The sequence below is a fragment of the Pseudomonas sp. Y5-11 genome (assembly GCF_022368695.1).
Classification (GTDB): domain Bacteria; phylum Pseudomonadota; class Gammaproteobacteria; order Pseudomonadales; family Pseudomonadaceae; genus Aquipseudomonas; species Aquipseudomonas parakoreensis.
This window is the reverse complement of sequence record NZ_CP058974.1, coordinates 5,764,245-5,777,662: the sequence shown is the minus strand read 5'-3', so window position 1 is coordinate 5,777,662 and position 13,418 is coordinate 5,764,245. Positions and strand designations below refer to the sequence as shown.

5 protein-coding genes are annotated in these 13,418 nt (G+C 61.1%); all 5 read right to left on the bottom strand.

What is annotated here, in order from left to right; genetic code table 11:
- Window positions 1-79 precede the first annotated feature (79 nt).
- A complete protein-coding gene (locus HXW87_RS25955) occupies window positions 80-1,411 on the bottom strand; it encodes a sigma-54 dependent transcriptional regulator (RefSeq protein WP_047296112.1) in 1,332 nt (443 codons plus the stop codon).
- Window positions 1,411-3,171, bottom strand: a complete 1,761-nt coding sequence (locus tag HXW87_RS25950) for an ATP-binding protein (RefSeq protein WP_239777985.1) — start codon at window positions 3,169-3,171, stop codon at window positions 1,411-1,413. Before HXW87_RS25950 ends, HXW87_RS25955 begins: the two co-directional genes overlap by 1 nt.
- Before the next feature lie 78 nt (window positions 3,172-3,249).
- Window positions 3,250-6,072 (bottom strand): RHS repeat-associated core domain-containing protein, encoded by a 2,823-nt coding sequence (locus HXW87_RS25945; protein WP_239777984.1) that lies wholly within the window; start codon window positions 6,070-6,072, stop codon window positions 3,250-3,252.
- Between the two features lie 26 nt (window positions 6,073-6,098).
- Window positions 6,099-8,876: an RHS repeat-associated core domain-containing protein gene (locus HXW87_RS25940; RefSeq protein ID WP_239777983.1), complete on the bottom strand. Its 2,778-nt coding sequence runs from the start codon at window positions 8,874-8,876 to the stop codon at window positions 6,099-6,101.
- Window positions 8,876-13,408, bottom strand: a complete 4,533-nt coding sequence (locus HXW87_RS25935; RefSeq protein ID WP_239777982.1) for a SpvB/TcaC N-terminal domain-containing protein — start codon at window positions 13,406-13,408, stop codon at window positions 8,876-8,878. The genes HXW87_RS25940 and HXW87_RS25935 overlap by 1 nt, the downstream gene beginning before the upstream one ends.
- Window positions 13,409-13,418 lie beyond the last annotated feature (10 nt).

Genomic DNA, 13,418 nt, shown 5'->3' with positions numbered 1-13,418 from the left:
TCACACATTCTGTGTTCAGCACAAAACCCTGTGGGAGCGTGGCTTGCCCGCGAAGAGGCCCGATCAGACACTGCAAAACTCAGCTGCCCGAAACAAACATCTCCCGACTCAGCCCATGCCGCTGCAGCTTTTCATTGAAGGTCCGGCGCGGCAGCTGCAACTCCTCCAGCACCGCTTTCACATCGCCCTTGTGCCGGGTCAGCGCTGCGCGCAGGCACTGCGCTTCAAACGCTTCCTGCTGCGCGGCGAGGGACTGGCCGGGGTCGATGCCCTGCACCGGCTCATCCAGCCCCAGTACCTGCCGCTCGGCAACGTTGGCCAGTTCCCGCACGTTGCCCGGCCAGTCGTGGCTGAGCAGGTGACTCAATTGCGCTCCGGAGAGTGGCGCAAAGGTGCGGCCCAGACGCTGGGCGGCGCTGAAGGCGAAGGATTCGAACAGCAGCGGGATGTCTTCGCGCCGATCACGCAGCGGCGGCAGACGCAGCTCGGCGACGTTCAGGCGATACGCCAGGTCTTCGCGAAAACGTCCGGCCCGGGCCTCGTCCAGCAGATCAGGTTTGGTCGCGGCAACGATGCGCAAGTCGACACGAATGCTCTGATTCGACCCGAGGCGCTCCAGCTTCTGTTCCTGCAGCACTCGCAGCAATTTCACTTGCTGGGCCATTGGCATGCTTTCGATTTCATCAAGAAACAGCGTGCCGCCGTCGGCGTATTCCAGCTTGCCGATACGCTTGCCGGAAGCCCCGGTGAACGCGCCACTTTCGTGACCGAACAATTCGGCTTCGAACAACTGCTCGGGGATCGCCGCGCAGTTCAGCGCGACGAAGGGCTTGTCGGCGCGCGGGCCGAAATCATGCAGGCAACGCGCGATCAGTTCCTTGCCGCTGCCGGTTTCGCCACGGATCAGCACGTTGACCGGCAGCGCCGCCAGATCCAGCACCTGGCGGCGCAAGGTCTGCATGCCACGGGACACGCCGAGCAGCGTCGCATCGAGGCGGGCGCGGTGGTCGGCTTGCTCGTGCAGGGCGCGGTTTTCCAGGACCAGCCGACGCTTGTCGAGTGCGCGGCGCAGGCTGCCAAGCAGGGTCTCCGGGCTGAACGGTTTTTCCAGGAAGTCGTAGGCACCGTCACGCATGGCTTCGACCGCCATCGGCACATCGCCGTGACCGGTCAGCAGAATCACCGGCAGATCGGCATCACGTTTCTGCACTTCGGCCAGCAATTGCAGGCCACTGAGCCCGGGCATGCGTACATCGCTGAGGATCACCCCGGGAAAGTGCGCCGGCAGGGCCGCGAGGCAATCTTCGGCGCGGCTGAACAGCTGCACCTCGAACCCCGAAAGACTCAGCCATTGCTCGACGGCATTGCGAATGCTGCTTTCGTCATCGACGACCATCACTGAATTGAGCATCAGAGGTGTGCCTCCAGATCGATCGGCAGGGTCAGGGCAAACACCGCACCGGCTTCGCCATTTTCCACGCTCAGACGCCCGCCGGATTCGTGCACGATAGCGAAGGATACCGCCAGCCCCAACCCCAGACCGTCGCCGACCGGTTTGGTGGTGAAGAACGGGTCGAACACCTGATTCAGGTGTTCTTCGGCAATCCCGCCGCCATTGTCGATCACACTCAGGCGCCACAGCTGTTCGTCGGCCTCCAGTCGGATTTCCAGACGCTTGCACGGTTTGCCTTGCATCGCATCGAGGGCGTTGCGCAGCAGGTTAATCAGCACCTGTTCGAGGCGGATCGCATCGCCGCGCACCCACGCCGGGCGCGTCAGGTGCAGCACCAGGCTGACCTGTTCATCGCGCAGACGGGCGTCGAGCAATTGCAGCGATTGATCGACCACCGTCGCCAGATCCAGGCGTTCGCGCAGGCCGCTGGGGCTCTTGCGGGCGAAGGTTTTCAGATGGCCGGTGAGCGACGCCATGCGCGTGAGCATGTCGTCCACTGGTTTGAGCGCCTTGTAGGCGTCATCGACACGGCCATGCTCGAGCAGCAGGCGCAGGGTCGCCAGTTGCATGCGTTGCGCAGTCAGCGGTTGATTGATTTCGTGGGCGAGGGCGGCGGACATTTGCCCCAGCGCCGCCAGTTTGGCCGATTGCACCAGACCGTCCTGCGCGGTGCGCAGATCGCGGGTGCGTTCCTCAACCAGTTGTTCGAGTTCTTCGCGGTTGCGCTGGCGGACTTTCGACAGACGCCAGCGCTGATTGAGAAACAGCAACAGAAACACCAGCGCCAGCCACACTCCCGCAGCGGCCAGCCCGGCGTTGCGCAAGTCCTCGAAGGCCACTTGCGGGCGGCGCAGCAGGTGCAGGGTCCAGCCTTCGGTGGTCAGCGGCAGCGATTCCCACAAGTAATCCGCCGTTCCGTCCGGGCCTTCGACCCGGCGCAAGTCGCTGTTGTCGTTGAAGTGACGCAGCGACAGATGCGTTAGCGGGACCAGCGATTGTTTGTCGTACTGCCGCGTACGCTTGATCTCGGCCATGTCGCGGCTGTCCAGCGGCCGTAACGAGCGATAGCGCCAGCCGGGCTGGTTGGCGATGAAGATGATCCCGCGCGCATCGCTGACCAGTAGCGTGTCACTGCCCTGGCTCCATTCGCGCTCAAGCTCGGGGAACTCCAGTTTGACCACCATCGCCCCAAGGAACTCGGCGTTGTCGCCCAGCACGGCGCTGGACAGAAAATAACCGGGGATGCCGCTGGTCACGCCCACCGCATAAAAGCGCCCGCTGCCCTGAGTGCGGGTCTGGCTGAAGTACGGACGAAAACCGTAGTTGTGGCCGACGTAACTGCTTGGCAGGCGCCAGTTGCTGGCGGCCACCGCAAGGCCAGTGTGATCGAGCAGTTCGAGGGTCGAGGACTGCGCCGCGCCGTTGATCTGCTCCAGCTTCAGGTTCAGCGCGTTCTGTTGCTCAGCACCCACTGGCCCGGCCAGCGCGCCGCGCAATTGCGGATCCAGCGCCAGCACGGCGGGCAGGGCGCGGTAGCGGTCGATCAGGGTATGCAGTGAATTGGCATACAACGCCAATTGCTGGCTGGCGCGGGTGGCGTCTTCCTCCAGCGCCTGACGCTCGGCGTGGCGGATGGCAAGGGCCGCCGCGATGGCCGCACCGGCAATGATCAGCAGGGTGTACAACGTCAAACGCAGGGTACGAGAAGTCGGCAGCATGCTGGACTAATGGATAAGGGGACGGGCGGGCACGATAGCATGGGGCCGGCGATCCTGTTCGCTTCATGTGTCAGCGGATCAGACCGTAGTGAACTGACGGGATCTGGAACGCAATATCGTGCGCGTGTATTCCAGCTCGTTGATCACGGCCGCCGTGGCCTGCCATAGATTTTGCGGGGTATCGCCTTCGTTTCGGCCCAATAGCCCATAGGTATTGATTGCTGTCAAACCTGCGCTCTCGAAGGCTTTTTCGATATCCAGCATGTTGGCAGACAAATAATCGATCAGGCCGCTCGCATTGGCGATGCCCTTGGCCATTTTTTCAGCGCTGAGCTCATGACTTGCTCCGGCGATTTCATGGCCTATTTCAATTGCACCCAACAGTGCCCCCGCCGTGGCGCTGATTTCAGCGGCAGCTTGCGGCAGCATTTCCTTGGCGCCAACACTGATCAGAGTCGACGCCAGTTCCTTGGAGCCCTTGAGCACGCCCTTCTGCGTATCGGGGATCATTTTCGCGTACTTTTGCTGCAGGTAATTGATCGGTGCCATGGTCTTATATTCGGCTTTCTCGACAATTTTTTCTTTGGACAGACGGCTGGCCTTGAATTTGACAGACGCGCTGGTGCCGGTGCGTTCTGCGGCGTAATCCCACAATCCGCTGATCAGTTTCTTCGCGCCAATGCCCATTGCAATCCCTACGACGTTACCTGCGCCGGGAGCGACGGCGCCCAGCGCCTGGGCGCCGATACCGACCAGAATGCCGCCGCCGTAGGCCACGACTTGGCCGGTCAGGTGTACACCGGTGCGGCGCAGGACGGCCCCGGCAAATTGCCCGGTCGAGCGCTGGTTGAGTACCTGTTGCTGGGCATCCAGACCGCGACGCAGCGACAGCGCCAGAATGTTCAGATGACGATCGACCTGTTGTGACAGGCTGACCCGATCCCGGTAACGCTGCTTTTTCTCTTTGCTCAGTGCCTTTCTCTGATCGCGCTGAGCGGGGGTTTCGATAAACCTGTCCAGGGTCTGGCCGTCGGTGTCGATGTGGCCAATCGGATTGTTGGCGACAAAGGCATACAGGTTCAGCCCGTCGATATCCAGGGCCGGATCAGCGCTGACCCAGCGTTGCAACCACGGTGCGTAATAGCGTGCGCCATAGTAATAAAGGCCGCTGCTGTCCATTTCCCGGCCTGAATAGCGAATGGTTTTGTAGCCGACTTCCAGTGCCGAGCGAGTCGCCAGCCAGGCGGTTCCACCAAATGCGTAGTAATGCTCCAGGCTGATCACGTCAGCCTGCCGGTCAAGCTCCAGTGCGCAAGAACCAAGATGGTCATCAAGGTTATAGCGCAGTTGATCGGCTTCGATGCCGGACGGTCGGCCATTGAGCCAGTGCAGGCAACGCGCGCCTGGAAGATTGATGACATGCAGTTGCTGCCCGTCACTGCGGCTGTGGATTTCCAGACCTGGCAGGTAGCGTACCTCGTGACGGTGGGTGACGGACGGGGTGTGGCTCAGCGAGCACTTGTAGATGCGCTCACCTTGGCTGTAACGGTAGGTTTCAACGTCGTCGGGCAAGCCGTTGCTGTGTTGCAACAAGGTCACGCGAGTCAGTTGATCACGACTGTCCCACGCCAGAGGCTGAGCGCCGGGTTGCAGTTTCAACTGGTTACCGTGCTCGTCGAAGTGATCGCTGAACACCGGGTCGGGATCAGCGGATTTGCAGCGCACCCCACGATTGCTGTTCGGGTCGATCTTCATCAGTTGAGTGAAATTGTGGCCTTCGCGCGCATGCACAAGCTCGACGAGGTTGTTTCCCGCGTCATATGCATAATGTTCGGTGTAGTTGTAGCGTCGTCCCGGATCCACAGGCTGGATCGGTTGCGGTAAACCGGGTGACTGCTGCGGGATCTCGCCTTCGAAGCCACGACTTTCGCTCAACCGATACAACGAGTCGTAGACAAAGTGGCGATCACCCTCGACGCGCTGATTGGCAAAATACACCGTGGCCAGGGTGCGGTCCTCGATACGCAGGATATTGCCGACCGGGTCGTAGGTGTAGCGCAAGTCTTGCAGCGGTTTTTCCTGATCCTTGCCGGCCAGCAGATGCAGCAGCCGACCGTCAGCAGGATCGTAGACGCGGCGGCTGCGAACACCATTGCCGGCCAGTTGTTCCAGCGGCTGGCCCGAGGCGTTGTATGCGGCAGCGTCGAGCACCGGTTGCGCTGCGTCAGCCCCGGCTATCCACAGTAATACCCGACTTGACTGGCCGGCGACATCGTAGCTGGAGCATTGTCGGTGACCACCGGCATCGGTGACTTGCACCACATTGCCGCGTGCGTCGAAATCCATACGCGTGATGAACGCCGTCGTCTCGCCAGACAGCGTACGGGTTTCACCCACGGCCTTGCCATGCAGGCTGTATCCGTCGACCACCACCGTGGCGCCCGGGTCGGCGCTTTCGCTCAGCTCACCGCGCAGGTTATGTCCGGGGTCGGCATTGTGGTCGGCATAGCTGTAGCGCTCGACGTCGACTTGCGCATTTTCAGTGACGGCGATCAACCGCATCATCGGGTCGTATCGATAGCGCCATTGCTTGCCGCGCTGGTCGTGACGTTGCAACACTTCATTGGCCAGACCGGGCAGATTGACGCGCCAGCCGGAATCGACGCTGTCGACTTTCAGTGGTTCGCCGTCCAGACGGTAGGCGGTGGTCAGACAGGGCATGGGGAGCCGTGGGTCATATTGTTCGATCACACGGCCGTTGGGGTCGTAGCATTGGCGGGTGATCTGGCATTGGACTTCGGCGTCCACCACCGTCCGCAGATAAGCAACGTTTCTGGCCGGCAGCCCCCTGGGATCGTGAGCCGACAGGGTGGGCGTTCGCCAGTGCACTGAAGGACTCATGCCCGCCCCTCTGAGAAACGGATCATTCAGGCTGCCTTTTTCCGGGTTCGGCGCTGCGCCAGCAAGAACTGATTGTCAGTAGTGCCCATCGCTTTGTACGCCGTCATCATGTCTTGAGAGCGCTTGATGGTGGACAGCGTAAAACGGGTCAGACGACGCAGGTCCGAGCGAGAGATGGGGGCCAGGGTCTCTACCGATGTCATGTGGTTGATGTTCGGCAGTGAGTTGGCCGGGTAAACGATGTCGGTGCCCAGCGCATCGAATGCATTTTCAGCCCAGCCGGCACGTTGTTCTACCGCCGATTTCCAGTCATCGAGCATTGTGTCTATTTTCTGGATCTTTACCGGATCAAGGCGGTTTTTGATGTCTTCTGCTTCTACTGCCCGGGCAAACATGTTCTGTGCTGCGGGGATGATCGAGATCCACGAAGCCATGAGCCGGCCCATGATGAAGGAGGGGTTGAGTACCGCATCCAGGCCCGGATGAATCAGCTCGTCCTTCACGTTTCGCCAGGAGCTGATGTCCTTGGCGCCTGCTCGGATGCCCAGCTTGTGATCAATGGCCTTGACCGAGATCTGCGAGGTTTGCGGAATCAGTGGGCCCGTTCTGAGACCGGCGCTGTTGGCGATCGGATCTATCATGGCCGTGGCAGAGTCGCCGCCAATATTGCCGCCGATCACTCCTCCGGTCGTGGTGTAAGGTGTGGTGCCAGGCATATTGGGAATGACCAGGTCAACCAGCTTGCCGCCTGCGACACCGCCCTCATAGCCGACGACCCCTCTCACGACTTCGCCTGCCATGTTCAGTGCCAGATTCATTGCCACACCCTCCTCATGGAGAATGTTGTGGATTTGTCCCGCCACCTGCGTGGAATGTCCCTGGACGCTGGAAAGAAAGGCTGAATACAGCATGATCACACTTTCCGCCTTGTTGTTTCCGTCAGGATCCACATAGCGCAGCGGATTGTTACCCACGAACGCAAACCGGTTTGGCCCATCGACATCTCCCGCCGGATCCGCACTGAGCCATCGTTGCAACCACGGCGCGTAATACCGCGCACCGTAGTAATACAAACCGCTGACATCCATTTCCTTGCCTGAATAGCGCAGCGTCTTGTAGTCAATCTCAACCGCCGAATTCGCGCTCATCCACGCGGTCGCACCGAACGGGTAATAGCCTTCGTGGCTGATCAGGCGCGCCTGCTGGTCCAGTTCCATCACGCATGAGCCCAAGTGGTCATTGAGGGTGTAACGCAACTGGTTGTCGGCAACGCCCGGCGGTTTTCCGCTGAGCCAATGCAGGCAAACGACATGGCCGCCGCCGGTGGCGAGACTGATGACGTGCAGTTGCTCCGTGTTGTCCTTGCTGCGGATTTCCAGTCCGGGCAGGTAGCGCACTTCGTGGAAATGCCGGGTAGAACCGCTGTAGGTGTCATGGCGTTTGTAGACACGCGCGCCTTGGCTGTAGTGATAGAACTCGGCGTCATCCGGGCCGTTTTCGCGTTGGACCAGAGTCACCGAAGCCAGTTGATCGCGGGCGTCCCAGCGTAATGTCTGTCCCGGTTGCAGGGCCATCAGGTTGCCGTGGCGGTCGAATAACCGTTCGAAATCCGGTGCGGGATCACCTTCTGTCCAGCGCACACCGCGATTGCTTGCTGCGTCGATATGCATCAACCGGGTCTGGCAGGCGCCTTCGCGCACATGACGCAGTTGCGTCAGGTTGCCGCCGTGATCGTAGCGGTAGGTCTGCAGGTAATTGCGCCGATCCCTGGGATCGCTGGGCTGCGGTCGGCCGGGAATGTCGCCGGGGGTGGCATCGTCGTAACCGCTGGCGCTGATCAGCCGATACAACGAGTCGTAATGAAACGCGCGTTCGCCGTCGACCCGCTGGTTGGCGAAATAACTGGGAGTGAACACGTTGTCGAGGATGCGTGTCGGGTTGCCGACCGGATCGTATTCATAACTGATGTCCTGCAGGGGTGGCTGCGCACCTTTTCGCGCCCATTGCCGCTGCAGACGCCCAGTGCCTGGCTCGTAGTCCCAGTCGCTGGCAATGCCATTGCCGGCCTGTTGTTTGATGATTTGTCCGACGGCGTTGAACTGCGTGTCGAGCAACACCTCCTGCCAGGTGTGGTCGCCGGCCAGCAGCAGTTGTAACTGTTTGAGTTGGCCGGCGACGTCGTAGCGCAATTGCTGACGATGGCCGCCAGCGTCGGTCTGTTCCAGCATCGCGTCCAGCGGGCTGAAAATACGCTGAGTGAGAAATTCCCGGGCATCGGTAAAGGTGCGGCTTTCGCGCAGTGGCTGACCGGCCAGGCTGTAGCTGGTCAGGTGCAGGCTGCCGGACGGGTCGATTTGTTCCAGTAATCGGCCGCGCTGGTTGTGCTCGGGCGGAGCACTGGCATCGGCATAGGTAAAGGTGCCACTGAGCGTGTCGGCGCTGTTGCTGATCGCCACCAGGCGCAGCAGCTCATCGTAGCGGCTGCGCCAGTGCACGCCGCGCGCGTCCCAGCGCTGCACGGTTTGCCCGGCCAGCCCGGGCAGACTCAGGCGCCAGCCGGCGTCGACGTTGCTGACCTTGAGTGGCTGGCCGTTGAGGTCGTAGAGGTGAGTAGTGCTCGGGCCGCTCAGGCGTGGATCGAACTGCGCCACCAGACGCCCGGCCATATCGTGCTGTTGGCGAGTCACCAGGGCCTGGGCCGTCTCATCGGCCCGTGCGCGCAGATAACCAACCTGACGCAGCGGCAAGCCGCGACCGTCGATCACGACGAGCGATGGCGTGCGCCGATGGAGATTGGCGCTCATCAGTGCAGCATCCGTGGTGAAGCCGACGCCTGCTCAGCGGTTTCGTCGGTGTCGTTGAAGTCTTCGCTGGTCTGATACCACGGATGATAGGTCTCGCGAGAAAAGTAGCCTTTGGCGTTGATCAACTTGACCGGACGCCCGAGCGGGTCATAGAACAGCTGATCGAAGTAGCCGTACCGTCGCAGCGATTGATCATTGACGTAGCCGTGAGTATCGGCAAAAAACGGCCGGAACTGCCGCACGGCCAGGCCCTTGTTGTTGTATTCGACCCGGGCACTGACCCGCCAGCGTGACTCGGCGTGTTCCTCGCGCAACTGTCCGCGATCGACGATCAGTGACCCATCAGCGGCCACTACACAGGCGATTCCGGGTTCGACCCGTTGCAGGGTTTGCAACGCGCGGCCAAAACCGTCCACGTAGCTGATGATGATCTGCACTTGTGCCGCCACCGGATCATCGGGATAGCGGTCGGCACTCAGCGTCGCGCTGTGCACCGGTGTGCGCGCAACCACGTTGATGAGTTCACGCAGTGCCTGTTCGGCGGGTGTCGGCGCCGTCAATTGCGCCAGCCGTCGGCGCGCGCTGGCGCGAATGTGCAGGCTCGGCAAGACATCGCCGCTGGCCAGCCATTGGTCAAGCAGTTGCGGCGTTGTGTTGACCTGTGTCGGCAACCGTCCCATCCAGCTGAACAAATCCCTGTGCAAGGTGCTGGCCGCTTTTTGTACGGTCGCCTGCGGGTTGGCAATCGCGGCGTCCGGGCCTGGATCTACTGGGCGAACGTATTCGTCGAGCGGTCGAAAACCGGCAGCGACAGCGTTTTCTGTGCCATGGAAGCTGGTCGCAAAAGGTTGGCCGGAAGGTGCATAGAGCGCTTCCTGAATGTTCTCGTTGGCATCGATGATGCGCACTGGCTGCAGAGCATGGCGATCGTATTCGCAGCGGGTGATGCAGCCATCCGGCAGTTCGACGCTGATGACCAGCAGGCGATACTCGTCGTATTGCGCCTCGGTCCAGCCGTGGCTCAGGGTTTCGCGATACGCAAGGACCCGGAAGAAATCCTTGGCCTCGGCGTACTTCGCGTAGTTGTAATGCGCGGACCAAAGGCTTTCGGCGTTCGCGTTTACCGCCGTGTCGTCGAACAGTAGCGGCATGGGTGTGTAACCGATGTTCGCCAGCTCCTGCAGGATATCGAACGGTGGCGGCAGAACGTCGTAGGCGGCGAGGGCCGTCTTGTCAAAGCTGGCCATTTCCAGCGGCCCTGTCAGCGCTTCAAATTCTGCCGAGCCGTCGGGCAGCAGACTGCCGTCTTCTGTCTTGATATAGCGCTGCACGGTTTGTCCGGTCAGCACCCGCAGGGCATTCCACTCGGGCGAGCGGACATGTTCCTTGAGTGACTCCCAGTTTGTCTCTTGCGGGTTGAGACCCGATGGCAAGTCGCCGTTGGGCAATACCAGGGCATTGCGGCGTTGCTGCCAGGGCAGGTGGAGGCGCCATTGTTGCGGGTTCTTGTCCAGATTGATCGAGCGTGCGCGTGTTTCGTCGAGATAAAAAAAACGCTGCGCCGGGTCATGCGCGTCCCGCCACCACTGTTGTTCGTCGGGGTCGCTGAAAGGCGGGGGATCGCCCGGCAGGCGCCGTCGTGCATAACTGATGGTCAGGCTGTGAGTGGCGTGGCCGTATTCGCTGCTGGCGAGCAGGATTTCATGACGGCACAACGGGTCGTCAATGAAACCATCGTACTGATAGCTAAGTTTTTCCAAGGGCTGTACTAGCAACACGGCTGCCGATCCCCGCTGCCCCGCGGGCAAGACATCTCGCACCCGATAACGAAACTCCTCTACCGCACAGAGCCGTGTATTGGCCGGCTCGTCAGTGCCGTTCCAGGTTTCGATACGGGCGACGGCGCCGACCAGCGCGCGCGCGATTGCATGGCGTACGCCTTCGTCCTCTGGCGTTACGGGTTCATCGTATTCATCACCGGGGTGATAGCGACTGAAGACGGTGGGTCGCAAATCAACTGCGTCACGGTCACCGTCGAAGTAGCCGTACCTTGATCGATCCATCGCCTGCCCGGTCAAGAACCAGGTACAGACCCGCACCGGTGCTGTGAAGCCAGCTTCGTCATCGCCCGCCGAACGTTCGCTGTCGGTCTGCTGCAGGTGACCGAAACCACGAAATTCACGCTCGGTGCTGTCGTAGACGCCTTCGCGATAGACGCACGATTGAGTCAGGCAATTGCCGGTAATTTCATCCAGTTGGCGTTGCCGGCTGACGACTTGAACCGCGAACGGTAAATGGCACACCGGTATTTCCCCGGGATGCTCGACTCGCCACTGCTGCTTTTCATCCAGCCATTCCTGGGCAGAGCTGCGGTAGACCACCTGCGTGGCGCAGCCCATGTTGTTGTTGGTCGCGGTCAGCAAATAAGGCTTGGCTGCGACGAAGTCGTAGCGCCAGTGCTGCGGGGTCATGTGCGGCACCGTCAGGATCAGGCTGGCACAACCCAGGCCTTGCAGGTCGGCGAAAGTGACCTGACACAGACGGTCGTAACTCACGCCTGGCGGCCACGGCACGAAGACGGGCGTCTGTTCCAGGCCATTGCCGCCGCGATTGAGGTAGATCTCGAAGCCGGCGGTTTTCAGATAAATCAAGGCCGGTGCGCCGGAGCCGTCGAGGTCGGCGATCCGCAGTTGCTCGACGTTGAATTCGTCGTACAGGAAGGGCAGGGCACTGATCACCCGGCCTTCGCCGAATTTGCCATGCCCCAGATTGGGCCAGCATTTGATTTCGTTGTGCCGGATCCGGCACAGCTCGCTCATGTCACTGCCGAGCATGTTGCCCAGAAACACCAGTTCTGTGGGGGCGTTGCCGAACAGCGGCAGACTGTCCTCATTGTCTTCGCGAGGCACCTCTTCGGCGCTGGAAAATCCCTGCTCCCGGCGATTGGCATACAAGCGCACCGCGCGCGGACCGATCAGTGCCAGCGAGTTGAGGCCGTCACCGACCAGGTCGCCGAGCTGCGAAAGTGTGTTGAAAAATTCCAGCGGCATGCCGTTAAACGCGATGAATGGCGCCCAGCTGCGGTCGGCATTCAACGTGCGATATCCGCTGATGCCCGGTTCGGCAACGCTCCAGTCCAGTCGCCCGTTGCCGGTCAGGTCGAGCAAGATCTGCCGGGCGGCGCCGTCGCGTCTGGCCACCGGGATCTGTTCCAGTTCAGTCCAGGGCGCATAGGTGATGGCGTCAGGTCCCGCCATTGCACGAAGCGGTTCGCGGTAATACCAGCACTGATCGTAGCGGCAGAGAAATCCCGGTAGACCTTCGCCGTACAGGTCGAGGCACTGGTAAAACTGGCCATCCTCAACGCCCGGCATATTGTCTTCGGCAAACATCCGGGTCGGGATTTTATTGATCGCGAAGGGCGAGTAATCAAACTCCACCGGCGGTGTCGTCTCCAGCGCGCCGCTGGCATCGAAGGCCTGATAGTGAGCGGCGTTGATCCGGTTGTACGTCCACGGATCAGAGGGTGACGGGTATTCGAACAGCAGCCGCCGCACCAGCAGTGGATCCGCACCGGCAGGCCGCGAGAAGTTGTGAAACATCAGGATTTGTCGACACAGGCGCCGCGTACCCAGCTCGAAACCCTGACCGAAGGTGGAGAACGGATCCCGGCGTTTATCCCAGACAGCCAGGCTGTCGCCAGCGTACACCGGAGCCTCTGTCAGTGAACGGGTGCGCTCGCCGTAATCGAACAACAGATGGAAATGCCAATCCAGTTCGGCCGGATCCTCCACGGTCCAGCTGTACAAATGCTGGCTGGCCGTGACGTTGCCATAGAACACCGCGCGCAAGTAGCGCTGGGCGCGGTAATCGTGAATCGGGTCGAGGTCCTGGTCATCGGCCAGATAGGCGAAGCAGATGTGCTCGCCAAGCGGGTTCATGCTCTCGCACAGCAACCAACTGCCGACGCGAAGTGCATCGTCCGGATCGGCCCGGCGCGAGGCGCGGGTCTTGCCGTATACCTGCAGTGAACCGTCCGCGCCGTGGATCAGCCAGAAGGGTGGCTCGGCTGCCGTTTTTGTCGCCCGTTGCCAGCGCTCGCGGAGCGCAAAGTCACGTTCGACCCGCGGCCAGTAACGCACCACGTTGTGATAGCCGACTTCAATTCCGTTGTAGGATTTTTCAAGGCGCGACTTTACTGTGCCGTCGTCGTTGAGTTCCGGCAGCCACACCTCACCATCATCACCGATGATTTCATCGAGATCGCTATAACGCGGTACCCCTTTTGCGGTACCACGGCTGATCTGAGCAATGCCCAGGCTCCAGCCGATGCCGAACGGCCCGTTGCCGGTCTGACTGCTGTACGTCAGCGACAGTTGCGGATCCCAGCCACGTCCGGCGGATAGCGGCAGTGGCAGTTCAAATGTAGCCGCGCCAGTGGCACCCACTGCCCCCCAGCTTTTGCCGATCGTTGTGATCGACGCGCTGCTGGCGATGGACGGGGTGATGATGCTCAGCTCTTGATCGGCCATGGTCGGATCC

Coding starts and splice junctions, on each gene's coding strand:
- HXW87_RS25955 (WP_047296112.1), bottom strand. CDS start 1,411: ATGCTCAATTCAGTGATGGTCGTCGATGACGAAAGCAGCATTCGCAAT.
- HXW87_RS25950 (WP_239777985.1), bottom strand. CDS start 3,171: ATGCTGCCGACTTCTCGTACCCTGCGTTTGACGTTGTACACCCTGCTG.
- HXW87_RS25945 (WP_239777984.1), bottom strand. CDS start 6,072: ATGAGTCCTTCAGTGCACTGGCGAACGCCCACCCTGTCGGCTCACGAT.
- HXW87_RS25940 (WP_239777983.1), bottom strand. CDS start 8,876: ATGAGCGCCAATCTCCATCGGCGCACGCCATCGCTCGTCGTGATCGAC.
- HXW87_RS25935 (WP_239777982.1), bottom strand. CDS start 13,408: ATGGCCGATCAAGAGCTGAGCATCATCACCCCGTCCATCGCCAGCAGC.